Source organism: Pseudomonas sp. MIS38, from assembly GCF_019891575.1.
GTDB lineage: Bacteria > Pseudomonadota > Gammaproteobacteria > Pseudomonadales > Pseudomonadaceae > Aquipseudomonas > Aquipseudomonas putida_A.
Genome location: NZ_JAFLXF010000007.1, coordinates 80668 through 104724, shown reverse-complemented (window position 1 = coordinate 104724; position 24057 = coordinate 80668). Strand labels below are relative to the sequence as shown.

Sequence of the window (24057 nt, the reverse complement as noted above, 5' to 3'; positions counted from 1 at the left end):
CAACGGGCCGATGGGCTAAAAAGAGGCCCTGCGCAAACGCAGCCGAGTGTCGGCGGGCGTTTTTGGCTCGGTCATTTTGAGCCTGCACCCGAACAACAATAGTCGCTCCCTAACTTTTGGCTGGCCGGCATTGCATTGCCGCTTGGGCCCTTGAGAAAAATATTCATGAAGAAGCTGTGTTTGCTGGGCCTGTTCGTCAGCCTGGCCAGTCATCAAGTATTGGCCGCCACGACCCCGGTACCCCTGGAAAACAAGGACGCGTTCATCAGCAATCTGATGAAACAAATGACCCTCGATGAAAAGATCGGCCAGTTGCGCCTGATCAGCATCGGCCCGGAAATGCCCCGCGAGTTGATCCGCAAAGAGATCGCCGCCGGCAACATCGGCGGTACGTTCAACTCGATCACCCGCCCGGAAAACCGTCCGATGCAGGACGCGGCGATGCGCAGTCGCCTGAAGATTCCGATGTTTTTTGCGTACGACGTGATCCACGGTCACCGTACGATTTTCCCGATTCCGCTGGCCCTGGCATCGAGCTGGGACATGGACGTCATCGGTCAGTCCGGGCGCGTTGCCGCCAAGGAAGCCGCGGCCGACAGCCTCGACATCACCTTCGCGCCGATGGTCGACATCTCCCGCGATCCGCGCTGGGGCCGCAGTTCCGAAGGGTTCGGTGAAGACACCTACCTGACCTCGCGCATTGCCAAAGTGATGGTCAAGGCCTATCAGGGCGACACGCCGAGCGCGGCTGACAGCATCATGGCCAGCGTCAAGCACTTCGCCCTGTATGGCGCGGTCGAGGGCGGGCGCGACTACAACGTCGTCGACATGAGCCCGGTGAAGATGTACCAGGACTACCTGCCACCGTACCGCGCGGCGATCGACGCCGGTGCCGGCGGGGTGATGGTGGCGTTGAACTCGATCAACGGCATCCCGGCCACCGCCAATACCTGGCTGATGAACGACCTGCTGCGCAAGGACTGGGGCTTCAAGGGCCTGGCCGTCAGCGACCACGGGGCGATCTTCGAGCTGATCAAGCACGGCGTGGCCGCCGACGGTCGTGAAGCGGCGAAGCTGGCGATCAAGGCCGGCATCGACATGAGCATGAACGACACCCTGTACGGCAAAGAGCTGCCGGGGCTGCTCAAGTCCGGCGAGATCGAGCAGAAAGACATCGACAACGCCGTGCGCGAAGTGCTCGCCGCCAAGTACGACATGGGCCTGTTCAAGGACCCGTACCTGCGCATCGGCAAGGCCGAGGATGATCCGGCCGACACCTACGCCGAAAGCCGTCTGCACCGCGCCGAGGCCCGTGACGTGGCACGCCGCAGCCTGGTGTTGCTGAAGAACCAGAACGACACCCTGCCGCTGAAGAAAGACGCGAAAGTCATGCTGGTCGGTCCATTGGCCAAGGCGCCGATCGACATGATGGGCAGTTGGGCCGCCGCCGGTAAGCCGGCGCAATCGGTGACGCTGTTCGACGGCATGAGCTCGGTGATCGGCGACAAGGCGAATCTGATCTACGCCCGCGGCGCGAATATCACCAGCGACAAGAAGGTCCTGGATTACCTGAACTTCCTCAACTTCGACGCCCCGGAAGTGGTCGATGATCCGCGCCCGGCCAACGTGCTGATCGACGAGGCGGTGAAAGCAGCCAAGGACGCTGACGTGATCGTCGCCGCCGTTGGCGAGTCCCGTGGCATGTCCCACGAATCCTCCAGCCGCACCGACCTGAACATCCCGGAAAATCAGCGCGAGCTGATCCGTGCCCTGAAAGCCACCGGCAAACCGCTGGTACTGGTGCTGATGAACGGCCGTCCGCTGACCATCCTCGAAGAGAACCAGTCGGCTGATGCGATTCTGGAAACCTGGTTCAGCGGCACCGAGGGCGGTAACGCCATCGCCGACGTGCTGTTCGGCGACTACAACCCGTCGGGCAAACTGCCGGTGACCTTCCCGCGTTCGGTGGGCCAGATCCCGACCTACTACAACCACCTGAGCATTGGCCGGCCGTTCACGCCGGGCAAACCGGGCAACTACACCTCGCAGTATTTCGATGACACCACCGGTCCCCTGTTCCCGTTCGGTTACGGCCTGAGCTACACCCAGTTCACGCTGAGCGACATGGCGCTGTCGTCAACCACGCTGAACAAGACCGGCAAGCTCGATGCCAGTGTCACCCTGAAAAACACCGGCAAACGTGACGGCGAAACCGTGGTGCAGCTGTACATCCAGGACGTCGCCGGTTCGATGATTCGCCCGGTGAAAGAACTGAAGAACTTCCAGAAAGTCATGCTCAAGGCCGGCGAACAGAAAGTCGTGCACTTCACCATCACCGAGGATGACCTGAAGTTCTACAACGCCCAGCTCAAGTACGCGGCCGAGCCTGGCAAGTTCAACGTGCAGATCGGCCTGGATTCGCAGGATGTGACGCAGCAGAGCTTTGAGTTGCTGTAATTATTCAGTAACCAATGCCCGTGTGAAAGGGGCCTTTGTGGGAGGGGGCTTGCTCCCGAATGCGGTGTATCAGCTAAATTAATGCTGAATGACATGCCGCCTTCGGGAGCAAGCCCCCTCCCACATTGGAATCCACTGGGTTCGGAATTGGCGTTAACCGCGTCTATCGAGAATGTTGACCACCAGCCGATCCACCCAACCCCAGATCCGCTGCTTCACTCGCCGCCACAACGGCCGGCGCTGCCACTCCTCCAGACTGACCTGCTGGCTCAGACCGAAATCCTTCTCGAAACTCTGCACCACCGCTGCCGTCAACGACGGGTCCAGTGCCTCCAGATTCGCCTCCAGATTGAAGCGCAGGTTCCAGTGATCGAAGTTGCACGATCCGATACTCACCCACTCGTCCACCAACACCATTTTCAGATGCAGGAAGCACGGCTGGTATTCGAAGATCTGCACCCCGGCCTTGAGCAGGCGCGGGTAGTAGCGATGGCCGGCGTAACGCACCGACGGGTGATCGGTGCGCGGCCCGGTCAGCAGTAACCGGACGTCGACACCGCGAGCAGCGGCCTTGCGCAGCGAGCGGCGGATTTTCCAGGTCGGCAGGAAATACGGGGTGGCCATCCAGATGCGCTTCTGCCCGCTGTTCAGTGCACGAAACAGCGACTGCAGAATGTCGCGATGCTGACGCGCATCGGCATAGGCCACACGGCCCATGCCCTCGCCCATGTCCGGAACCTTGGGCAAGCGTGGCAGGCCGACATGCGCCGACGGTTTCCACGCCCGGCGATGGCGGTTGGCGATCCATTGGCGGTCGAACAGCACTTGCCAGTCGAGCACCAGCGGGCCGTTGATTTCCACCATCACTTCGTGCCACTCGCTGCTGTCCTGCCCCGGCGTCCAGAACTCATCGGTGACACCGGTGCCACCGACCACCGCCAGACGCTGATCGACCAGCAACAGTTTGCGGTGATCGCGATAGAAGTTGCCGACCCAGCGCCGCCAGTTCAGGCGATTGTAGAAACGCAGTTCGACCCCGGCTTTGGTCAGGCGCTGACGCAGGTGCAGGGTAAACGCGAGGCTGCCGTAGTCATCGAACAGGCAGCGTACCCGCACGCCGCGCTCGGCGGCCTGCACCAGCGCCTGAACCACGGCCTCGGCACAAGCGCCCGCCTCCACCAGATACAACTCCAGTTCGACCTGCTCCTCGGCGCGGGCAATTTCCACCAGCATGCGCGGGAAGAATTGCGGGCCGTCAATCAACAGTTCGAACCGGTTGCCGTCACGCCAAGGGAACACCGCGCCGCGCATGTCAGCGCGCCGTGAAAATCAGCACCGCACCCACCGGTACCGACAGACTGATGGCCGACAGGCCGGCCAGGTTGCGCAGGGTTTCCAGCCCCGGCGCCAGATCGAAATCCTCGGCGTTGATCACCACCGGCTCCAGGGTCACCACTTGAAAACGCCGGTCGTCGAGACGGGTGGCCAGCAACTCTGCCGGGTATTCATGTTGCTTGCCGTGCAGGTTGACGGTCAGCGGCAGACGCAATTCCAGCTGCGCACCGGGGGCCAGATCGTTGATCGGGCGCAGGTCGATCCGGGTGCTGATGGTCGCTTCGGGGAATTGCTCGATCTGGAACAGCTCCTTGCGCATGCGCTCGTCGCGCAGCGGGATGCCGCTGTTGATCGAGTCCAGCTCGACTTCGACTTCAGCGCGGCCATCCGGATCGACCTTGCCGTGCAGCACCAGAAAGCGCTGCACTTCAGAAATGTGGGCGTTTTTCGTGCTGACGAACGACAGCCGCGACGACTCGCCATCCAGATACCAGTTGGCCTGCGCCGGCAGCGCGGCGGCAGTCAGCAGCAGACTGGCGAAGGCTGTATAGAGGGAGCGGTTGAACATTGAATACTCGTGGGGGCGATAAACCTGCACGAACCTTAACCGCCCACGCCGTTATTGCAAACTGATCGCCGCAAATCTATCGATTGGTGAAACCTCCTGTGGGAGCGGGCTTGCTCGCGAAGGCGGTGAATCAGTCAACACAAATGCTGAATGGCACACCGCATTCGCGAGCAAGCCCGCTCCCACAGGGTTATCTATTGACTTGAGGATTGAGGCGGCAGCCCTGCCGTTCGCTCAGCCACTGCGCGCGGTTGCTGCGGCCCATGCCGCTGACGGTGATGGTTTTGCTCGCGCTGTCATCGCTGAATTCGCTGGTTGGCAGCCACTGTTTCACATAACCCCGGCAATATTCGGCATCGTTGTTCATCACGTAACGACACGAACAATATTCCTTGGCCGTGTAGGCGCTGATGATGTCGGGGAACGCCCAGAGGTTTGCCCGTTCGAGCCAGATCCAGCCGAGCAGCACGATCAGCGCCAACAGCAACACCCGCTTCAACAGTTTCATGGCTGCACCGCCTTGAGCACGCGTTTGAGCAGCTCGTTGTGGCGATAGCTGCCGTCGCGGTCATCGGCGTAACGCACGATCACCAGTTTCTCGCTGGGGATCACATACAGCGCCTGGCCCCAGTGGCCGAGGGCGGCGAAGGTGTCGGGCGGCGCGTCGGGCCACGGCGCGGCGGCGCCATCCGCCGGGCGATTGAGCCACCACTGACCACCGGGCACCGCTTCGTCCTGATGCGCCTTGTAGCCGGCAAAGGCAGTGCGGTTGAAAGCGACCCAATCCTTGGGCAGCAATTGCCGGTCGTGCCAACGTCCGTCGCGGGCCATCAGCAAACCGACCCGCGCCAGATCCCGCGCCGTGAGATAGGCATAAGAGGACGCGACAAACGTATCGCCGGCATCGGTTTCCCACACGGCGTGGCGGATGCCCAGCGGCTCGAACAACGCGGTCCATGGATAGTCAGGATAACGCTGTGGGCCAACCATGTTCTTGAGCGCCGCCGCCAGCAGATTGCTGTCGCCACTGGAGTAACGGAACGTCTGCCCCGGTGGCGCATAAGCATCGTGATCGGCAGTGAACGCTGGCATGTCGCGGTGCCCACGGGTGTAGAGCATCGCCACCACCGAGGATTTCAGCGGCGCGTATTCGTAGTCTTCCTGCCAGTCCAGCCCGGAAGCCCAGTGCAGCAGATCCGCCACGGTGATCGCCGGATGTTTTTCCAGCGCCGGATAAAACTTCGAAACCGGATCATCCAGTTTGAACAGGCCTTCGCCATACGCCACGCCGAGTACCGTGGCCATCAGGCTTTTGCTGATCGACCAGGTCAGGTGCGGGGTCTCGGCACGGGTCGGGCCGGCGTAGCGTTCGTAGATCAACTGGCCGTCGCGGATGATCAGCAGCGCGTCCGTGCGGATGCCCTGGCGGGTAGTGTCGTCGCGGGGTGGGAAGGCGTAGGTCTCTAATGCCTCGACCGCTGCGCCGCTGATTTTTGCGCCAGTCGGCCATTGCTCACCGGGCCATTGCTCGGCCTGGACCGTGAAGCTGATCAGCAGCAGAAACAGGGACAGGCTTTTGCACATGGTGAGGGCTCTTGGGGAGAACCTGCTGAGGGTAGTCTTGCCACATGACAGATGTGTGGTGTTTTTGCCACCGCCTTCGCGAGCAAGCCCGCTCCCACATTTGAAACGCTTTCCAAGGGTGGGAGCGGGCTTGCTCGCGAAGAGGCCAGTCAGCCCACCGCCAAAGCCTTGGCCAAGCGTTTGGCCCGCGCCCCCGCTGCCAACTGCATCACCCCCTGATCACGCTGCCACATCTGCGCCCACTCCGGATTACCCGCGCGCAACGCCTGATCGATCTCGCCCTTCAGCGCATCAAACTGCGCAAACAACCCGCCCAACAGCACATGCCCGGCCGGGTTGTTCGGTGGTTGGCGACTCGCTTCCGCGCACCCGGCCAACAGCGCCAGCAAGCGCAGTTGCAGCGGCTGCGACCAGCCGCTGTCCTGACCGACACCGTACAGCCACGCGGTCATCGCGCTCAGCACGTAGACATCTTCCAGGCTGCGAAACGGCTTCACATAAGCATCCCAGCCATCGCCCGCGAGCAATTCGCACAACGCGCCGTCCAGATGCAGCCGACCGTGACTGATGTCCGGCATCAGCGGCAGCGCCGGGAGTTTTTCCACGCGCACGCCGGGCTCGCCGGGATAGACCACCGCCAGACTCAGGCGCGGCGTTTCGCCGGGTTCTTCACTGCGCGCGGCGACGAGCAGCCAGTCCGCCGCGTCCCCGGCGGTGACGAAATCCTTTCGCCCGTTGAGGCGCAAATCCGTCAGGCGCGTCTGCATGTCCGCCGGGCGCAGGCTGCGCTGTTCGGTCGCACACAACGCGCCAAGACTCGGCGGCGCGCTCGGCCAGAGCATGCGCAACGCCGCCTGATACCCCACCAGAAATGCCAGCCCCGGCGTCGCCATCCGACGCCCTCCGGCCACCGCCAGTTCGAACGGTGTCACGTTGCCCACTTGCTGCAACAAGGTGGCGAAACCTTCCGCCAGATCAGCGACGGCGGGCAGACGTTCATGACTTTCGAGCAGGCTGGGCCAGGGCATAAGAGGCTCCTTGAGGGCTGTCATACAAGCATCACCAAACGTTCACGGTGATGACACCGGGGCTACATAGCCTGACTTTGCACAACATGGCTGCATAAAGAAAGTCGATCGGCTGCAACCCACGACGGGTTCAAGGCCCGTACGGAGATTCAAATGACTCAGATCGCCCGCATCAGCGACACCGGCAATGAACGCCGCCTGCAAGCCGAACGCCTGATCGGCGCCGAGGCCTTGCAGCAAGCCCAGGCCTTGCGCTTCAGCGTATTCAGCGGCGAGTTCAACGCCAAGCTGAAAGGCGCGGAACTGGGTCTGGACATGGATGACTATGATGTTCACTGCAGCCACATCGGCGTGCGTGACCTGAACACCGGGCGTCTGGTCGCCACCACCCGTTTGCTCGATCACACCGCCGCCAGCAGCCTGGGCAAGTTCTACAGCGAAGAAGAATTCAGCCTGCACGGCCTCGCCCATCTGCAAGGCCCGATCCTCGAAATCGGCCGCACCTGCGTCGACCCGGCCTACCGCAACGGCGGCACCATCGCCGTGCTCTGGGGTGAACTGGCCGAAGTGTTGAATCAGGGCGGCTACAGCTACCTGATGGGTTGCGCGAGCATCCCGATGCAGGACGGCGGCGTGCAGGCCCACGCGATCATGCAGCGTCTGCGCGAGCGTTATCTGTGCACCGAACACCTGCGCGCCGAGCCGAAGAATCCCCTGCCGTCGCTGGACATTCCATCGAACGTGATCGCCGAAATGCCACCGCTGCTCAAGGCCTACATGCGTCTGGGTGCGAAGATCTGCGGCGAGCCGTGCTGGGACGAAGACTTCCAGGTCGCCGACGTGTTTATCCTGCTCAAGCGCGACGAACTCTGCCCGCGCTACGCCAAGCACTTCAAGGCGGCCGTGTGATGAGCCGGTTGCGCGTGTACGCGCGGATCACGCGGGTGCTGCTGGTGGTGGCGCTGGGCTTGACCATGGCCAGCGTCTTCGGCGTGTTCGAACGTCTGGGCCTGGCGCACTCGATGCAACGTCGGCAGCGCTGGTCGCGGTTTTTCATGGCGCGTTTGAGCAATGCCCTGCCCTTTCGCGTGACCGTGCACGGCGAGCTGCCGCAGCAACCGATGCTGTGGGTCAGCAACCACGTGTCATGGACTGACATTCCGCTGCTGGGCATGCTCACGCCGCTGTCGTTTCTGTCCAAGGCCGAAGTACGCACCTGGCCGGTGGCCGGCTGGCTGGCGGCGAAGGCCGGCAGTCTGTTCATCCGTCGCGGTTCGGGTGACAGCCAGTTGATCCGCAAACAGATGACCCGTCACCTGCAAACGCAACATCCGTTGCTGATGTTCCCGGAAGGTACCACCACCGATGGCCGCTCGCTGCGCACCTTTCATGGTCGCCTGCTGTCGGCGGCAATCGATTCGGAGGTGATGCTGCAACCGGTGGCGATCCGTTATCTGCGCAATGGCGAAATCGACGCGTTGGCGCCGTTCATTGGTGACGATGACTTGCTGTCGCACCTGATGCGTCTGTTCAGCAACGACTGCGGCGATGTCGAGATTCACGTGCTCAAGCCGATTGCCTGCGTCGGTCGCGAGCGTGCAGCACTGGCGTTCGAAGCACAGCAGGCGGTGCAGAAGGCGTTGTTTGGTGAGGTGGCCAAACCTGCCGAACCGCGTCGCGCCGGCGAATTGATCGCCGCCTGAAACACAGATCCCCCCTGTGGGAGCGGGCTTGCTCGCGAAAGCGGTGGTTCAGCCAATGCACATGTTGAATGACCTACCGCATTCGCGAGCAAGCCCGCTCCCACAGGGGGTTACTGCGTTGTCGACGTTTGTGCAAATTCTTGAAGCTGCGGATAGAACAAACGGAAATCCTCACTCAGCGGCTCGTACAACCGCCGCAATTCCTGCATAGCCCCCGCCAGCTCCTCAGGCCGAGTCAGACGCCGCGAGATCCCACGCAGCACCTGCTCCAACACTTCAAACTCTTGATACGAACCCAGCCAATCATTGGCAACCATGTGCGGCGCGATTTTCGCCAGGCGTTCTGGCAATTGCCGTTCATTCGACAGCACCCGGTAAACATCGCGGGTGAAATGTTCCAGCGGCTGATCGGCGTACAGCGTCCAGTCGCGGGCCAGGCAATGGTCGAAAAACACATCGAGGACAATCCCCGCGTAACGCCGCCGGGTCTCGGTGAAACGCCCGAGGGCGATGTCCACCAACGGGTGGCGATCGGTGAATACATCAATGCGCCGATGCAACTGAATCGCCGCTTCAATCTGCGGTGCAAATTGCCCTTGCAGGCGTCCTTTGACGAAATCGCCATACAGACTGCCGAGTAATTGCTCGGGGTGCTGGCCTCCGAGGTGTAAATGTGCGAGATAGTTCATGGGCGCAGCTTAGCACTGCGCGCTTTCATCGTTACAGCACACGTATCGTTATAACCCGATATACCGATTTATGCGGTCGTCAGATCAAATTCATATTGGTATATCGCGAAATACCGATTTAAAGTTCGCCTCATCGCGATATAGCGCTACACATCACGAGCATAAAGCCATGAACCTCGACCTCGACGAAATAATAAAAGCCCTGGCACACCCAGTACGGCGAGACATTCTCATCTGGCTGAAAGACCCCAAAGCCCAGTTTCCTGAGCAGATACACAACCACGAGTACGGCATCTGCGCCGGGCAGATCGATCAACGCTGCGGCCTGTCGCAGTCGACCGTCTCCGCCCACCTGGCGACCCTGCAACGCGCAGGTCTGATCAGCAGCCAGAAAGCCGGCCAGTGGCACTTCTTCAAACGCAACGAGGACGTGATCCAGGCGTTCCTCGACGCCATCGTCAAAGAGCTCAGCGCTCCCACAAGGAATTGATTCAAATGCCCCTCTCGCTACTCATTCTGGCCTTGAGCGCCTTCGCCATCGGCACCACCGAGTTCGTCATCATGGGCCTGCTGCCCGATGTGGCGGCCGACCTCGGTGTGTCGATTCCCGGCGCTGGCTGGCTAGTGACCGGTTACGCCCTGGGCGTGGCCATCGGTGCGCCGTTCATGGCACTGGCCACCGCCAGACTGCCGCGCAAGGCCGCACTGGTAGCGCTGATGGGCATTTTTATCGTCGGTAACCTGCTGTGTGCCATCGCCAGTGACTACAACGTGCTGATGTTTGCCCGTGTCGTCACGGCGCTGTGCCACGGTGCGTTCTTCGGTATCGGTTCTGTGGTAGCTGCCGGGCTGGTGGCGCCGAACAAGCGCGCATCCGCCGTAGCGCTGATGTTCACCGGCCTGACCCTGGCCAACGTCCTCGGTGTACCGCTGGGCACGGCGCTGGGTCAGGAAGCCGGCTGGCGCTCGACCTTCTGGGCGGTGACCGTGATTGGTGTAGTGGCGCTGATCGGTCTGATCCGCTTCCTGCCGGCCAAGCGTGACGAGGAAAAACTCGACATGCGCGCCGAACTCGCCGCCCTCAAAGGCGCCGGCATCTGGCTGTCGCTGAGCATGACCGCGCTGTTCGCCGCGTCGATGTTCACCCTCTTCACCTATGTCGCGCCGCTGCTCGGTGATGTCACCGGTGTCTCGCCAAAAGGCGTGACCTGGACCCTGCTGCTGATCGGCCTCGGTCTGACGGTGGGCAACATCATCGGCGGCAAACTGGCGGACAAGCGTCTCGGCGCGACCCTGATCGGCGTGTTCGTGGCGATGGCGGTGGTTTCCACCGTGCTGAGCTGGACCAGCGTTGCGCTGATCCCGACGGAGATCACCCTGTTCCTCTGGGCCACCGCTTCGTTTGCCGCCGTCCCGGCGCTGCAAGTCAACGTGGTGACCTTCGGCAAGGCCGCACCGAACCTGGTGTCGACCCTGAACATCGGCGCTTTCAACATCGGCAACGCCCTGGGCGCCTGGGTCGGTGGCAGCGTCATCGCCCACGGTTTCGGCCTGACCAGCGTGCCCCTGGCCGCCGCCGCGCTGGCCGTGCTCGCGCTGCTGGTGACCCTGATCACTTTCCGTCAGAACGGCGACGCCGGTCTGGCCCCCGCTACCCACTGATTAACCACTTAACTGACGAGGGTTGTACACATGGCAACTATTTTCGATCCGATCAAACTGGGCGACCTCGAGCTGTCCAACCGCATCATCATGGCTCCGCTGACCCGCTGCCGCGCCGACGAAGGCCGCGTGCCGAACGCGCTGATGGCTGAATACTACGTACAGCGCGCGTCGGCTGGTCTGATCCTGTCCGAAGCCACTTCGGTGACGCCGATGGGCGTCGGCTACCCGGACACCCCGGGCATCTGGTCCAACGACCAGGTGCGCGGCTGGACCAACGTGACCAAAGCCGTGCACGCTGCCGGCGGCAAGATCGTCCTGCAACTGTGGCACGTCGGCCGCATCTCGCATCCGTCGTACCTCAACGGCGAAACCCCGGTCGCGCCGAGCGCCATCCAGCCTAAAGGTCACGTCAGCCTGGTGCGTCCATTGGCCGACTATCCGACCCCGCGAGCTCTGGAAACCGCTGAAATCGCCGAGATCGTCGAGGCCTACCGCACCGGTGCCGAAAACGCCAAAGCCGCCGGTTTCGACGGCGTGGAAATCCACGGCGCCAACGGCTACCTGCTCGACCAGTTCCTGCAAAGCAGCACCAACCAGCGCACCGATAACTACGGTGGCTCCCTGGAAAACCGTGCGCGTCTCCTGCTGGAAGTGACTGACGCAGCGATCGACGTCTGGGGCGCCGGCCGTGTCGGCGTGCACTTGGCACCCCGCGCCGATTCCCATGACATGGGCGACGACAATCTGGCCGAGACTTTCACTTATGTGGCTCGCGAGCTGGGCAAGCGCGGCATCGCCTTCATCTGCTCCCGCGAGAAAGAAGGCGCCGACAGCCTCGGCCCACAGCTGAAAGAAGCTTTCGGCGGCGCGTACATCGCCAACGAACGCTTCACCAAGGACAGCGCCAATGCGTGGCTGGCTGAAGGCAAGGCTGACGCGGTAGCGTTCGGCGTACCGTTCATTGCCAACCCGGATCTGCCGGCACGCCTGAAGGCCGACGCACCGCTGAACGACGCACGTCCCGAGTTGTTCTACGCGAAAGGCCCGGTCGGTTATATCGATTATCCAACGCTGTAAACAACAACAACTAACAAGTAAGCCCCGCCTCGAAAGAGGCGGGGCTTTTTTTATTTTCATACATTTAAAGATTCGCCATCAGAACAATATAAACCTAAGCTCCGCCCAGCAACTCATCAATTACAACCCACCAACTTAATCAAGCAAGGTTATATAAAAATGAATGATACAGATCCAAACAAACTTACATTCCTTCTGCAAATCACCAATGCCACGGACTCTACTTTCTGGCTTGACGATGCCTCTCCAAAGCACCCACCCTTGACGCGTATCGACAAGATCCTCCCTTACCAGACCGTCTTTATGCTGTTTGAAGGAGATCCTCATCTGAAACAGGACATCGTTATTGATTACGATATCAAAAAAGAGGTATTCAACACTTACATCTGCTACACCAACTACAAGCAGAAAGTACGGTTCGACACTACGCTCAGTTATTGCTACCGACAAATGGCGGGGCACAGGGCTCCAAAAGTCGAACTTTTCTGGGATACCAACGCGTTCTCTGTTGGCGCCGAACCCATCACCTGCGGCGCAGCATTGGAAAATGAAAACCCGGTTTACCCTTACAGCTATAAGATGATCGCATTCATGACGCCATCGGCCTGATAGAGAGTTACCTGCTCATGCAGTAACGGTACGGACTACGCTGACATTATAGAGGCGCGAGCAAACTAAAGGCCGTGGCTCGAGCCCATCGGAAGTAACGCAGCCTGGTGGTGAGGATCGGGCAAAGGGAACTCAAAAACGAAACGGATCGGTTGGTGCGTATCGGCTGCTCGGCGCCCTTTTAGCCCGAGTCGTTAACATTCATTCACACAGTCGACACAAAACCCCTACAAAATACGTAGCTCGCTACCTATCAACCTGGCCATCGTACGTATATAAAAGCACTCCATTACAAAAAGACTTGAAGCAGGGACATTTCCCCGCTTCAAGTCTTGACACGGACAGATTTAATTACGCATTTTGTTTCATTTGCGCAGGCTAGGGCTCAGGCGCAGCATATCAAGCCCTGTATCGACCCAGCGCTCGGCTTCGGCATGCAATTGAAAGCTGTCTGGCGCCAACAGCCATCCATACAGGAGGCCATCGATATACGCATGAATGCTGATGGCCGCCCGGGCAGTGTCGAGATCTTCCGGCAACTGGCCGCGATTGACCGCATTACGCAGGGTCAGACCGATGCGCAGGTTGCAATCGAGACTGGCCGTGCGGCGCTGCTGGCGCAGATCGCACATTTCATCGGTGAATTCGCACTTATGAAACAGAATCTCGTTGATGCGACGGGTCTTCGGATCCAGGGCTACCTGATGAAACAGATGGATCAACAGCTTGCGCATGCACCCCAACGGGTCGAGTTCGTCCTCGCTCTCGCTGGCCTTGGCCAATTCATCCAGCGGTTCATGCAGGCTGTCGAGCATCGCCTGCACCAGATCGGCCTTGTTGCTGAAATGCCAATAGATGGCACCGCGCGTCACGCCGGCCATCGTCGCGATATCCGCCAGGGTCGTGCGGGCCACACCCCTTTCATAAAACGCTTTCTCGGCCGCTTCGAGAATCTGGCTGCGCGTTTCCTGAGCTTCCTCTTTGGTACGACGGACCATGGCAGTAAAACCTCAAACAGGATGTTTCAGGGATGGCTGAATATCCGCTGAATAAAGAGGGGGCTGATCTCTCACGAATCGGCTCCCCGGCCTACAATTTCAAACCTTGCGACGCATTTTGTAACAGGGTGGGTACGACGCCAAGCTATTTACAAACAACCATGAACGTAAGTATATTCCTTAGCAAGCTACTTATCCACTCGACCCGATTTTTTTACCCTTTCACACTTCTTGTGCGCAATGTGCGCGCCTGACCCGAGGATCTTCATGCAATTCAAGCCAGCTGTTACCGCTCTGGTCACTGCCGTCGCCCTGGCATCGCTGCTCAGCGGATGTAAAAAGGAAGAAGCGGCCCCAGCCGCTCCGCCTCCTCAGGTCGGCGTCGTCACCCTGCAACCACAAGCGTTCACCCTCACGTCGGAACTGCCGGGGCGCACCAGTGCGTACCGCATCGCTGAAGTTCGACCACAGGTCAACGGCATCATTCTCAAACGTCTGTTCAAGGAAGGCGGCGACGTCAAAGCCGGCCAGCAGCTGTATCAGATCGATCCGGCAGTCTATGAAGCGACCCTGAAAAGCGCCGAAGCCAGCCTGCGCTCGACCAAGTCGATCTCCGACCGCTACAAGCAACTGGTCGACGAGCAGGCCGTGAGCCGCCAGGAATACGACACCGCCGTGGCCAATCGCATGGAATCGGAAGCGTCGTTGCAGAGTGCGCAGATCAACGTGAAATACACCAAGGTCTACGCGCCGATCTCCGGCCGTATCGGCCGTTCTTCGGTGACCGAAGGCGCACTGGTCAGCAATGGTCAGGCCGACGCGATGGCGACGATCCAGCAACTGGACCCGATCTACGTCGACGTTACCCAGTCCTCGGTTGAGCTGCTGGAACTGCGCCGCGAGCTGGAAAGCGGTCGTCTGCAGAAGGCCGGCGACAACTCGGCAGCGGTCAAGCTGACCCTTGAGGACGGCAGCCAGTACAAGCTCGACGGTAAGCTGGAATTCTCCGAAGTATCGGTTGATCCGACTACCGGTTCCGTGACCTTGCGTGCGGTGTTCCCGAACCCGGATCACACCCTGTTGCCAGGCATGTTCGTCCGCGCCCAGTTGCAGGCCGGGGTCAACGCCGCGGCCATTCTGGCGCCGCAACAAGGCGTGACCCGTGACCTCAAGGGCACTCCGACCGCACTGGTCGTCGGCCCGGACAACAAGGTTGAACTGCGTCAGCTCAAGGCCAGCCGTACCGTTGGCAGCCAGTGGCTGATCGAAGATGGCCTGAAAGCCGGCGATCGTCTGATCACCGAAGGCCTGCAATATGTTCGCCCAGGTGCTCAGGTCAACCCGACCGAAGCGACCAACGTAGCCAAGAACCCGGCCCCCGCTCAAGCAGCTGACAAAGCCGCTGGCGGCAAAGGGGAGTAACTCATGTCGAAATTTTTTATCGACCGTCCGATTTTCGCCTGGGTAATTGCCCTGGTGATCATGTTGGTCGGGGCATTATCGATCCTGAAATTGCCAATCAACCAGTACCCGAGCATTGCACCGCCGGCCATCGCGATCTCCGTGACCTACCCGGGCGCTTCGGCGCAAACCGTGCAGGACACTGTGGTCCAGGTGATCGAGCAGCAGCTCAACGGTATCGACAACCTGCGTTATGTGTCCTCGGAAAGTAACTCCGACGGCAGCATGACCATCACCGCGACCTTCGAGCAAGGCACCAACTCCGACACCGCGCAGGTTCAGGTTCAGAACAAGCTGAACCTGGCCACCCCGCTGCTGCCGCAGGAAGTGCAGCAACAGGGTATCCGCGTCACCAAGGCAGTGAAGAACTTCCTGCTGGTGATCGGCGTGGTGTCGCGTGACGGCAGCATGACCAAGGACGACCTGTCCAACTACATCGTGTCGAACATGCAGGACCCGATCTCGCGGACCGCCGGTGTCGGTGACTTCCAGGTCTTCGGTGCCCAGTACGCGATGCGCATCTGGCTCGATCCGGCCAAGCTGAACAAGTACAACCTGACGCCAGCTGATGTCAGCGCCGCGATCTCGGCGCAGAACGTCCAGGTGTCTTCCGGTCAGCTCGGCGGTTTGCCGGCGCTGCCAGGTCAGCAACTGAACGCCACGATCATCGGCAAGACCCGTCTGCAGACTGCCGAGCAGTTCAAGGCGATCCTGCTGAAGGTCAATCAGGATGGCTCCCAGGTCCGTGTCGGCGACGTGGCCGACGTCGGTCTGGGTGGTGAGAACTCGAGTATTTCTGCGCAGTTCAACGGCAGCCCGGCGTCCGGTCTGGCGGTAAAACTGGCCAACGGTGCCAACGCCCTCGACACAGCCAAAGCGCTGCGCAAGACGATTGACGACCTCAAGCCGTTCTTCCCGCAAGGCATGGAAGTGGTGTTCCCGTATGACACCACTCCGGTCGTGACCGAGTCGATCAAGGGTGTGGTTGAAACCCTGGTCGAAGCGATCGTGCTGGTGTTCCTGGTGATGTTCCTGTTCCTGCAGAACTTCCGCGCCACCGTCATCACTACGATGACCGTACCGGTGGTATTGCTCGGTACGTTCGGCATCCTCGCCGCCGCCGGTTTCAGCATCAACACCCTGACCATGTTCGGTATGGTGCTGGCCATCGGCTTGCTGGTGGACGACGCCATCGTCGTGGTGGAAAACGTCGAGCGGGTGATGGCCGAAGAAGGCCTGTCACCGAAGGAAGCGACCAAGAAATCCATGGGCCAGATCCAGGGTGCCCTGGTCGGTATCGCCCTGGTGCTGTCGGCGGTACTGTTGCCGATGGCGTTCTTCAGCGGCTCCACCGGTGTGATCTACAAGCAGTTCTCGATCACCATCGTCTCGGCCATGGCCCTGTCGGTAATGGTTGCACTGATCTTCACCCCGGCGCTCTGCGCAACCATGCTCAAGCCGATCGCCAAGGGTGACCACGGCACGCCGAAAAAAGGTTTCTTCGGCTGGTTCAACCGCAATTTCGATCGCGGTGTCAGGAGTTACGAGCGCGGTGTCGGCAACATGTTGTCGCGCAAAGCCCCGTACCTGCTTGCGTACCTGCTGATCGTCGTCGGCATGATCTGGCTGTTCACCCGCATTCCAACCGCGTTCCTGCCGGAAGAAGACCAAGGCGTACTGTTCGCCCAGGTACAAACCCCGGCCGGCTCCAGTGCGGAACGTACTCAAGTCGTGATCGATGAGATGCGTACCTACCTGCTGGATAAAGAAGCGGGTGCGGTGTCCTCGGTATTTACCGTGAACGGCTTCAACTTTGCCGGTCGTGGTCAGAGCTCGGGTCTGGCGTTCATCATGCTCAAGCCGTGGCACGAGCGTGATTCGAGCAACAGCGTGTTTGCCTTGGCACAGCGTGCGCAGCAACACTTCTTCAGTTTCCGCGATGCGATGGTGTTTGCGTTCGCCCCGCCTGCGGTACTGGAATTGGGTAACGCCACCGGTTTCGACGTGTTCCTGCAGGACCGCGCCGGTATCGGTCACGAAAAACTGATGGAAGCCCGCAACCAGTTCCTCGGCATGGCCGCGCAGAGCAAGGTGCTCTACCAGGTGCGTCCGAACGGTCTGAACGACGAGCCGCAATACCACCTGGAAATTGACGATGAGAAAGCCCAGGCCCTGGGTCTGAGTCTCTCCGACATCAACAGCACCCTGTCGATCTCCTTCGGTAGTAGCTACGTCAACGACTTCATCGACCGTGGTCGGGTGAAGAAGGTGTATGTGCAAGGTCAGGCCGGTGCGCGCATGAGCCCTGAAGACCTGAAAAAGTGGTACGTGCGCAACAGCGCCGGGACCATGGTGCCGTTCTCCGCGTTCGCCAAGGGCGAGTGGATCTACGGTTCGCCGAAACTGGCCCGTTACAACGGCGTCGAAGCGATGGAAGTGCTCGGTTCTCCGGCGCCGGGTTACTCCACCGGTGAAGCGATGGCCGAAGTCGAAGCGATTGCCAAGAAGCTGCCGGCCGGTGTCGGTATCTCCTGGACCGGTCTGTCCTACGAGGAACGTCTGTCGGGCTCGCAAGCGCCAGCGCTGTACGCCCTGTCGCTGCTGATGGTGTTCCTGTGTCTGGCGGCGTTGTATGAAAGCTGGTCGATTCCGATCGCGGTCATGCTCGTGGTACCGCTGGGGATCATCGGTGCGCTGATGGCCACCAGCCTGCGCGGGCTGTCCAACGACGTGTACTTCCAGGTGGGCCTGTTGACGACCATCGGTCTTGCGGCTAAAAACGCCATTCTGATCGTCGAGTTCGCCAAGGAGCTGCATGAACAAGGGCGCAGTCTGCGCGATGCGGCGATCGAAGCGTGCCGCATGCGTCTGCGACCGATCATCATGACCTCGCTGGCGTTCGTCCTCGGTGTAGTACCGTTGGCGATCTCCACCGGTGCCGGTTCGGGTAGCCAGCACGCGATCGGTACTGGCGTGATTGGCGGTATGCTCACGGCCACGATCCTGGCGATCTTCTGGGTCCCACTGTTCTTCGTCACGGTTTCGTCCATCGGCCAGCGTAAAATCGCCGACCCGGACGAGACGACTGAAACTCCTAAAGAGGCTGGCCAATGAGCAAGTCGCTACTCTCCATCGCAGTCGCCGCCTTCGTGCTGAGCGGTTGCTCGCTGATCCCCGATTATCAGCAGCCTGAAGCACCGGTCGCGGGCCAGTACCCGCAGGGCCCGGCGTACTCGCCGGCCCAGGCTCCGGCGCAAGCCGCTGCCGAGCAGGGCTGGAAGCAGTTTTTCCATGACCCGGCCCTGCAGCAGTTGATCCAGACATCCCTGGAAAACAACCGCGACCTGCGTGTCGCGGCGCTGAACATCGATGCCTACGCTGCGCAGTACCGCATCCAGCGTGCTGACCTGTTCCCGGCGGTTTCGGCCAATGCCAGCGGCAGCCGTCAGCGGGTTCCGGCCCGTGCCTCGCAGACCGGTGAAGCGAACATCAGCAGTTCCTACACCGCGACCGTCGGCATCAGCGCCTACGAACTCGACCTGTTCGGTCGGGTGCGCAGCCTGAGCGAACAAGCGCTGCAACAATATTTCGCCACCGAAGAAGCGCGCCGCAGCACGCAGATCAGTCTGGTGGCCAGTGTCGCCAACGCGTACATGACCTGGCAGGCCGACAAGGAACTGCTCAAGCTGACGCAAGACACCCTCGGTGCCTTTGAAGAAAGCTACAAGCTGACCAGCCGCAGCAACGAAGTCGGTGTGGCTTCGGCGCTGGACCTGGCGCAGTCGCGCACCTCGGTGGAAAACGCCCGGGCGCAACTGGCCAAGTACACCCGTCAGGTGGCTCAGGACGAAAACAGCCTGACGCTGCTGCTCGGCACCGGCATCCCGGCCAATCTGCAAGCGGCCAAACCGCTGTCGGATGATCTGCTCAGCGACGTACCGGCCGGTCTGCCTTCGGACCTGCTGCAGCGTCGTCCGGACATCCTCCAGGCCGAGTACAACCTGAAAGCGGCCAACGCCAACATCGGCGCCGCCCGTGCAGCGTTCTTCCCGAGCATCAGCCTGACCGCCAACGCGGGCAGCCTGAGCCCGGACCTGTCCGGTCTGTTCAAGGGCGGTTCGGGGACCTGGCTGTTCCAGCCGCAGATCAACCTGCCGATCTTCAACGCCGGCAGCCTGCGTGCCAGCCTCGACTATGCCAAGATCCAGAAGGACATTGGCGTGGCGAACTACGAGAAGTCGATTCAAACCGCCTTCCAGGAAGTCGCCGACGGCCTGGCTGCCCGCCAGACCTACACCGAGCAGTTGCAGGCGCAGCGTGACTTCGTCGCGGCCAACCAGGATTACTACCGCCTGGCCGAGCGTCGTTACCGCATCGGTGTCGACAGCAACCTGACCTTCCTCGACGCCCAGCGTCAGTTGTTCAGTGCGCAACAGGCACTGATCACCGACCGCCTCGCGCAGCTGACCAGTGCGGTCAACCTGTACAAGGCCCTGGGTGGTGGCTGGAATGCGCAGACCGCGCAGAACGAACCGCTGAAAGAAGAAGCACCGAAGATGAAGCTGTTCTGATCCTCCGGTGAACACAAGGAGCCCGCCACTTGGCGGGCTTTTTGTTGCCTGTCAGAAATATTGTGGCGTCTGAGCCGGCCTCTTCGCGAGCAAGCCCGCTCCCACTTTTGGAATGCATTTTCCTGTGGGAGCGGGCTTGCTCGCGAAGAGGCCCTGATAGACGCGAGAAAAAACCCGGCTCAATCTTGCGTTCGATAATCGCCCAAAACCCGCTTTGCCCGATTGAATCCCGCCCATCGCCCCCCGCACCATTCGCTCCACAAAACCAATAACAACAGGTTCGACACCATGCTCCCGCGCCCTGTCCCGTCCGGCTGATCGCCGCCGCTTCATCCCTGATTCTGCAAGCTCGTGCCCGCCCCGAAAATGGCGGCAACGGCTCTGTTCGACCTAAAAAAAATAACAAGAGACCCTGCGATGACTCATCCAACTGCGCCGTACGCACTCCCCGGCCTAATCGCCCTGGCCCTGACCGGCGTCGCCCTCCCCGCCGCAGCCGAAGAAGCCGGTTTCGTCGAAGGTGCCAAGGTCAACCTCAACCTGCGCAACTTCTACATCAACCGCAACTTCACCAACCCGACCAAGGCTCAGGGCAAGGCTGAAGAGTGGACGCAGAACTTCATCCTCGACGCCAAATCCGGCTTCACCCAAGGCACCGTTGGCTTCGGCATGGACGTGCTCGGCCTGTACTCGGTGAAGCTCGATGGTGGCAAAGGCACCGGTGGCACGCAACTGCTGCCGCTGGATCACGACGGGCGACCGGCGGACAACTTCGGCCGCACCAACGTCGCGTTCAAGGCCAAACTGTCGCAGACCGAAATCAAGGTCGGCGAATGGATGCCGGTGCTGCCGATCCTGCGTTCGGACGACGGCCGTTCGCTGCCGCAAACCTTCCGTGGCGGGCAGATCACCTCAAAGGAAATCAACGGCCTGACCCTGTATGGCGGGCAGTTCCGCGCCAACAGTCCGCGCGATGACAGCAGCATGAGCGACATGTCGATGTTCGGCAAAGCGGCGTTCACCTCCGATCGCTTCAACTTTCAGGGCGGCGAGTACGTTTTCAACGAAAAACGCACGCAGATCGGCCTGTGGAACGCCGAACTCAAGGACATCTACAGCCAGCAATACGTCAACCTGATTCACAGCCAGCCACTCGGCGACTGGACGCTGGGCGCCAACCTGGGCTTCTTCTACGGCAAGGACGACGGCAGCGCCCGCGCCGGCGAACTCGACAACAAGACCTGGTCGGGGATGTTCTCGGCCCGCTACGGCGGCAGCACCTTCTACGTCGGCCTGCAAAAACTCACCGGCGACAGCGCCTGGATGCGCGTCAACGGCACCAGCGGCGGCACCCTCGCCAACGACAGTTACAACGCCAGCTACGACAACGCTCAGGAACGCTCCTGGCAGGTGCGCCACGACTACAACTTCGCCGCCCTGGGCATCCCCGGCCTGACCCTGATGAACCGCTACATCAGCGGCGACAACGTGCACACCGGAACCATCACCGACGGCAAGGAATGGGGCCGCGAATCGGAACTGGGCTACACCGTGCAGAGCGGCGCCCTGCGCGACCTCAACGTGCGCTGGCGCAACTCGACCATGCGCCGCGATTTCAGCAACAACGAGTTCGACGAAAACCGTCTGATCATCAGCTATCCGATCAGCCTGCTCTGAACCCGCACGCCGGCGCTGCACAAGCGGCGCCGGCATCAACCACTGGTCAGCCCGGACTGGCGATTTGTCGAGGCGCAGATACAGTCAACAGAGTGTGTAAATTCTCCAGCCTGCTGTAGGAGCCCTTAGTTTTCTTCCGTTATCTCCGGATGCTGTACGCGAAGCTGCCTTGGCCACGGAGGTCAGGTATGAGCAAGCGAATAGTTATCGTCGGTGGCGGTGTAGGTGGAACCATGCTGGCCAATCAACTGGTCGGCAAGCTGTATCCCGAAGTTCTACGCGGCGACGTCTCGATTACACTGCTGTCCAGTTCTCCCGATCATTACTACAAACCTGCGTTCATGTACGTGGCGTTCAGTCAGTTCTTCGAAGAGGAACTCAAACGTCCGGAACGCTCATTGTTGCGCCCGGAAATCAGTTTCCACGTTGAAGACGTCACCCGTTTCGACTTTTCCGGGCAGCAATTGCGCACCCGCACCGGCAAGCGCTTCGACTATGATTTTCTGGTGATCGCCACCGGCTGCGTGCCGGCGCCGGAACGCATCGAGGGTCTGCAAGAAGCCGGCGACCACTTTTATCAATACCTTCCTGCCCGGCAGCTGGCGCAACGCCTGAACACCATCGAAAAAGGCCGGATTTTCATTACCGTGTCCTTCCCGCAGACACCGAACGTACCGCACCAATGCGGAATCGCGCCCGTGGAAACGACATTGATGCTGGATGATTTGTTGCGTCGCCGGGGCGTTCGCGAGCAAGTGGAAATCATCTACACCTACCCGACGGTTGCCCAGCTATTGCGCAATTGTCTGTTCTTGCAGCGCCCCACGGGTGAAATCCTGCCGAGCATTTTTGCCCGGAAAAACATTCAATTTCAGCGCGGCTTCACCCTGAGCCATGTGGATCCTGATGCAAAAATCGCCTACTCAGCCGAGGGCGATGAGCAACCCTTCACTATTTTGATGGCTACTCCGCCCATCCAGGCCGTCGAGGTGGTGCGTGAGTGCGGCATCTCACACGCCGCCAATGATGAAGGATGGCTGCCGACCAATCACGAAACGCTGCAGGTCTACGGTCTGGAGAATGTCTACGTGATCGGCGACACCGTCGACCTGCCGGTCAGCAAGGCCGGCGGCGCCTGTCATAACCAGGCGCCGGTGATCGCCAACAACATCACCGCCCAGATCCGTCTTGGCGCACCCAACTCGGTATACGACGGTCGGGTACAGGCGGTAGCCCAAATGGGCCTGAATGCCGGGATGCCACTGTGGTACGACTACGCCCACGATGTGTTGCCGACACCCCCGACCAAATTGGGCGGTCTGCTCAGAAACGGTTTCAATCGCGGTCTTTACTGGGCGGTGGCCCGGGGAATGCTTTGACCCTGCACAGGGAGGAGTGATTGCTCATGAACATGCCCAAGGAAATGTCAGCCACGCCCGGGTTCACTGCCTTGATGGCAAAACTGCAACCGTTAATCGATGGCGGACGCCTGGAGAATATTGTCGACCTGCTTTCCCTGGTTTCCGATATCGCCGATCTGCTCGACGCGGCCATGGTGGAAAAACTCGCGCAATTGTTCGAGAGCGGCACAGCCGCCACCTGGACAGTCAGTAATGCAGTGCGCGTGGCCAAAGCCGAAGTATCGGCACAGTCAGCGGCGCCGGGCACTCTGGCGTTGCTCAAACTGCTGAATGAAGAGGACACACGCAAAGGCGTGGCCGTTGTCCTGAAAACCCTCAACGTCATTGGACGACAACTGTAAATCCGCCAGAGAGGACCTCCTCATGAGCGCCAAACTCGAAACGGCAGGGAACGCCAGCACCCACTGGGACGCCAAGGCGTACCAGCAGTTTTCCCGTCTCAGGCAACGCCCGGTCAACGAATTGCTCGACCGTATCGATCTGCCCGACCCCAGAAGAATTTGTGACCTGGGCTGCGGCACCGGCATCGCCACTCAACTGCTGGCCGAGCGCTGGCCGCGTGCGCAGTTGCTGGGTGTCGACAGCTCGCGGCAGATGCTTGATCAGGCCCGGTGCCTGCCGATCAACGCTCAATGGCAAGAGTGCGACCTGCTCGACTGGCAACCCGAACAACCGGCCGATCTGCTGCTCGCGGCGGCGGTGCTGCATTTCATTGGCGATCATCAACACCTGCTGCCGCGCCTGCTGGGGTATCTGCGCCCCGGTGGCTGTCTGGCGGTGCACATGCCGGACTGGCGCGATGCCTTGTGGTATCGACTGATGCTCGACACCCTCGACCATGCCGGACCGGGACACACCCCCATCGGCACACCGCAACTGCGCCGATGCATGGCGGCGCGGCCGTTGTTGACACTGGAGGACTACTATCGCTTGCTCGCGCCGCTGACCACGTCGCTGGAGATCTGGGAAACCGAGCAATTGCAGGTGGTTGGCGGCAAATCGCCGGTGTACGACTGGGTGAAGGTCTCGGCGCTGCGGCCGGTGATGCAGACGCTGACGTCACAGGAACAGGCGCGGTTTATCTACCACTACCTGATGCGGGTGCATAAGCATTACCCGCCCGAGAAAAACGGGCAGACTCTGTTTCCGTTCAAGCGGATTTTCATTGTCGCCAAGGTCTGAGTGTCTGTGCTGATTGATGCATCACGGCGTCT

The 24057-nt window shown here is 60.7% G+C and carries 21 protein-coding genes; 14 read left to right on the top strand and 7 right to left on the bottom strand.

Features of this window, described 5'->3' with window-relative positions:
* The first annotated feature begins 165 nt into the window (after window positions 1-165).
* Entirely contained in the window at window positions 166-2457 is a 2292-nt protein-coding gene (gene bglX / locus J1G18_RS10590) for a beta-glucosidase BglX (RefSeq protein ID WP_223007623.1), read from the top strand.
* Window positions 2458-2610: 153 nt separating this feature from the next.
* On the opposite strand, the gene J1G18_RS10585 is transcribed toward bglX, so the two are convergent.
* From J1G18_RS10585 to J1G18_RS10565, 5 genes are all read right to left on the bottom strand, one after another.
* Window positions 2611-3768, bottom strand: a complete 1158-nt coding sequence (locus J1G18_RS10585) for a phospholipase D-like domain-containing protein (protein WP_098967611.1) — start codon at window positions 3766-3768, stop codon at window positions 2611-2613.
* A gap of 1 nt (window position 3769) precedes the next feature.
* Window positions 3770-4360 carry a YceI family protein gene (locus tag J1G18_RS10580; protein WP_134785607.1) on the bottom strand — a complete coding sequence of 197 codons (591 nt, stop codon included), beginning with the start codon at window positions 4358-4360 and terminating at the stop codon, window positions 3770-3772.
* 190 nt (window positions 4361-4550) lie between these two features.
* Window positions 4551-4868: an amidase gene (locus tag J1G18_RS10575; protein ID WP_098967607.1), complete on the bottom strand. Its 318-nt coding sequence runs from the start codon at window positions 4866-4868 to the stop codon at window positions 4551-4553.
* Window positions 4865-5944 (bottom strand): serine hydrolase domain-containing protein, encoded by a 1080-nt coding sequence (locus J1G18_RS10570; protein ID WP_223007622.1) that lies wholly within the window; start codon window positions 5942-5944, stop codon window positions 4865-4867. The genes J1G18_RS10575 and J1G18_RS10570 overlap by 4 nt, the downstream gene beginning before the upstream one ends.
* A gap of 149 nt (window positions 5945-6093) precedes the next feature.
* Window positions 6094-6972, bottom strand: a complete 879-nt coding sequence (locus J1G18_RS10565) for an acyl-CoA dehydrogenase family protein (protein ID WP_098967604.1) — start codon at window positions 6970-6972, stop codon at window positions 6094-6096.
* A 153-nt stretch (window positions 6973-7125) separates the two neighbouring features.
* Here J1G18_RS10565 and olsB point away from each other — a divergent pair, with 153 nt between their 5' ends.
* A complete protein-coding gene (gene olsB / locus J1G18_RS10560) occupies window positions 7126-7881 on the top strand; it encodes an L-ornithine N(alpha)-acyltransferase (protein ID WP_007963187.1) in 756 nt (251 codons plus the stop codon).
* Entirely contained in the window at window positions 7881-8675 is a 795-nt protein-coding gene (locus J1G18_RS10555; protein WP_134785606.1) for a lysophospholipid acyltransferase family protein, read from the top strand. The genes olsB and J1G18_RS10555 overlap by 1 nt, the downstream gene beginning before the upstream one ends.
* 110 nt (window positions 8676-8785) lie before the next feature.
* On the opposite strand, the gene J1G18_RS10550 is transcribed toward J1G18_RS10555, so the two are convergent.
* Window positions 8786-9364, bottom strand: a complete 579-nt coding sequence (locus tag J1G18_RS10550; protein ID WP_223007621.1) for an ACP phosphodiesterase — start codon at window positions 9362-9364, stop codon at window positions 8786-8788.
* 169 nt (window positions 9365-9533) lie between these two features.
* Between J1G18_RS10550 and J1G18_RS10545 the strand changes: the two genes are divergently transcribed.
* From J1G18_RS10545 to J1G18_RS10530, 4 genes are all read left to right on the top strand, one after another.
* On the top strand, window positions 9534-9854 hold the full coding sequence (locus J1G18_RS10545) for an ArsR/SmtB family transcription factor (protein ID WP_003222436.1): 321 nt from the start codon (window positions 9534-9536) through the stop codon (window positions 9852-9854).
* Between the two features lie 5 nt (window positions 9855-9859).
* Window positions 9860-11026, top strand: a complete 1167-nt coding sequence (locus J1G18_RS10540; protein ID WP_003222434.1) for an MFS transporter — start codon at window positions 9860-9862, stop codon at window positions 11024-11026.
* 30 nt (window positions 11027-11056) lie between these two features.
* Entirely contained in the window at window positions 11057-12106 is a 1050-nt protein-coding gene (locus J1G18_RS10535; protein ID WP_096797051.1) for an alkene reductase, read from the top strand.
* Between the two features lie 159 nt (window positions 12107-12265).
* Window positions 12266-12715, top strand: a complete 450-nt coding sequence (locus J1G18_RS10530; RefSeq protein WP_134785604.1) for a hypothetical protein — start codon at window positions 12266-12268, stop codon at window positions 12713-12715.
* A 365-nt stretch (window positions 12716-13080) separates the two neighbouring features.
* On the opposite strand, the gene emhR is transcribed toward J1G18_RS10530, so the two are convergent.
* Window positions 13081-13713, bottom strand: coding sequence for an efflux system transcriptional repressor EmhR (gene emhR, locus J1G18_RS10525; protein WP_027614407.1), 633 nt, complete (start codon window positions 13711-13713; stop codon window positions 13081-13083).
* A 267-nt stretch (window positions 13714-13980) separates the two neighbouring features.
* Between emhR and emhA the strand changes: the two genes are divergently transcribed.
* From emhA to J1G18_RS10490, 7 genes are all read left to right on the top strand, one after another.
* Window positions 13981-15135 carry an efflux RND transporter periplasmic adaptor subunit EmhA gene (gene emhA / locus J1G18_RS10520; protein WP_115988058.1) on the top strand — a complete coding sequence of 385 codons (1155 nt, stop codon included), beginning with the start codon at window positions 13981-13983 and terminating at the stop codon, window positions 15133-15135.
* Window positions 15136-15138: 3 nt separating this feature from the next.
* Window positions 15139-18288 carry an efflux RND transporter permease subunit EmhB gene (emhB, locus tag J1G18_RS10515; RefSeq protein WP_098967599.1) on the top strand — a complete coding sequence of 1050 codons (3150 nt, stop codon included), beginning with the start codon at window positions 15139-15141 and terminating at the stop codon, window positions 18286-18288.
* A complete protein-coding gene (emhC, locus tag J1G18_RS10510) occupies window positions 18285-19745 on the top strand; it encodes an efflux RND transporter outer membrane subunit EmhC (RefSeq protein ID WP_098967597.1) in 1461 nt (486 codons plus the stop codon). The genes emhB and emhC overlap by 4 nt, the downstream gene beginning before the upstream one ends.
* Before the next feature lie 417 nt (window positions 19746-20162).
* Entirely contained in the window at window positions 20163-21422 is a 1260-nt protein-coding gene (locus tag J1G18_RS10505; RefSeq protein WP_223007620.1) for an OprD family porin, read from the top strand.
* 188 nt (window positions 21423-21610) lie between these two features.
* Window positions 21611-22801 (top strand): FAD/NAD(P)-binding oxidoreductase, encoded by a 1191-nt coding sequence (locus J1G18_RS10500; protein ID WP_223007619.1) that lies wholly within the window; start codon window positions 21611-21613, stop codon window positions 22799-22801.
* Window positions 22802-22827: 26 nt separating this feature from the next.
* Window positions 22828-23184, top strand: a complete 357-nt coding sequence (locus tag J1G18_RS10495; RefSeq protein ID WP_223007618.1) for a hypothetical protein — start codon at window positions 22828-22830, stop codon at window positions 23182-23184.
* 22 nt (window positions 23185-23206) lie between these two features.
* The gene (locus tag J1G18_RS10490; protein WP_223007617.1) at window positions 23207-24025 is read left to right on the top strand and encodes a methyltransferase domain-containing protein; all 819 of its coding nucleotides are present in this window, start codon (window positions 23207-23209) and stop codon (window positions 24023-24025) included.
* Window positions 24026-24057: the final 32 nt, after the last annotated feature.

Bases quoted from the DNA above. Each gene is read 5' to 3' on its own strand.
- emhA (WP_115988058.1), top strand. From the start codon at position 13,981: ATGCAATTCAAGCCAGCTGTTACCGCTCTGGTCACTGCCGTCGCCCTG.
- J1G18_RS10550 (WP_223007621.1), bottom strand. From the start codon at position 9,364: ATGAACTATCTCGCACATTTACACCTCGGAGGCCAGCACCCCGAGCAA.
- J1G18_RS10530 (WP_134785604.1), top strand. From the start codon at position 12,266: ATGAATGATACAGATCCAAACAAACTTACATTCCTTCTGCAAATCACC.
- J1G18_RS10545 (WP_003222436.1), top strand. From the start codon at position 9,534: ATGAACCTCGACCTCGACGAAATAATAAAAGCCCTGGCACACCCAGTA.
- J1G18_RS10540 (WP_003222434.1), top strand. From the start codon at position 9,860: ATGCCCCTCTCGCTACTCATTCTGGCCTTGAGCGCCTTCGCCATCGGC.
- olsB (WP_007963187.1), top strand. From the start codon at position 7,126: ATGACTCAGATCGCCCGCATCAGCGACACCGGCAATGAACGCCGCCTG.
- emhC (WP_098967597.1), top strand. From the start codon at position 18,285: ATGAGCAAGTCGCTACTCTCCATCGCAGTCGCCGCCTTCGTGCTGAGC.
- J1G18_RS10575 (WP_098967607.1), bottom strand. From the start codon at position 4,868: ATGAAACTGTTGAAGCGGGTGTTGCTGTTGGCGCTGATCGTGCTGCTC.
- J1G18_RS10580 (WP_134785607.1), bottom strand. From the start codon at position 4,360: ATGTTCAACCGCTCCCTCTATACAGCCTTCGCCAGTCTGCTGCTGACT.
- J1G18_RS10565 (WP_098967604.1), bottom strand. From the start codon at position 6,972: ATGCCCTGGCCCAGCCTGCTCGAAAGTCATGAACGTCTGCCCGCCGTC.
- J1G18_RS10585 (WP_098967611.1), bottom strand. From the start codon at position 3,768: ATGCGCGGCGCGGTGTTCCCTTGGCGTGACGGCAACCGGTTCGAACTG.
- J1G18_RS10495 (WP_223007618.1), top strand. From the start codon at position 22,828: ATGAACATGCCCAAGGAAATGTCAGCCACGCCCGGGTTCACTGCCTTG.
- J1G18_RS10535 (WP_096797051.1), top strand. From the start codon at position 11,057: ATGGCAACTATTTTCGATCCGATCAAACTGGGCGACCTCGAGCTGTCC.
- J1G18_RS10490 (WP_223007617.1), top strand. From the start codon at position 23,207: ATGAGCGCCAAACTCGAAACGGCAGGGAACGCCAGCACCCACTGGGAC.
- emhB (WP_098967599.1), top strand. From the start codon at position 15,139: ATGTCGAAATTTTTTATCGACCGTCCGATTTTCGCCTGGGTAATTGCC.
- J1G18_RS10505 (WP_223007620.1), top strand. From the start codon at position 20,163: ATGACTCATCCAACTGCGCCGTACGCACTCCCCGGCCTAATCGCCCTG.
- J1G18_RS10500 (WP_223007619.1), top strand. From the start codon at position 21,611: ATGAGCAAGCGAATAGTTATCGTCGGTGGCGGTGTAGGTGGAACCATG.
- bglX (WP_223007623.1), top strand. From the start codon at position 166: ATGAAGAAGCTGTGTTTGCTGGGCCTGTTCGTCAGCCTGGCCAGTCAT.
- J1G18_RS10570 (WP_223007622.1), bottom strand. From the start codon at position 5,944: ATGTGCAAAAGCCTGTCCCTGTTTCTGCTGCTGATCAGCTTCACGGTC.
- emhR (WP_027614407.1), bottom strand. From the start codon at position 13,713: ATGGTCCGTCGTACCAAAGAGGAAGCTCAGGAAACGCGCAGCCAGATT.
- J1G18_RS10555 (WP_134785606.1), top strand. From the start codon at position 7,881: ATGAGCCGGTTGCGCGTGTACGCGCGGATCACGCGGGTGCTGCTGGTG.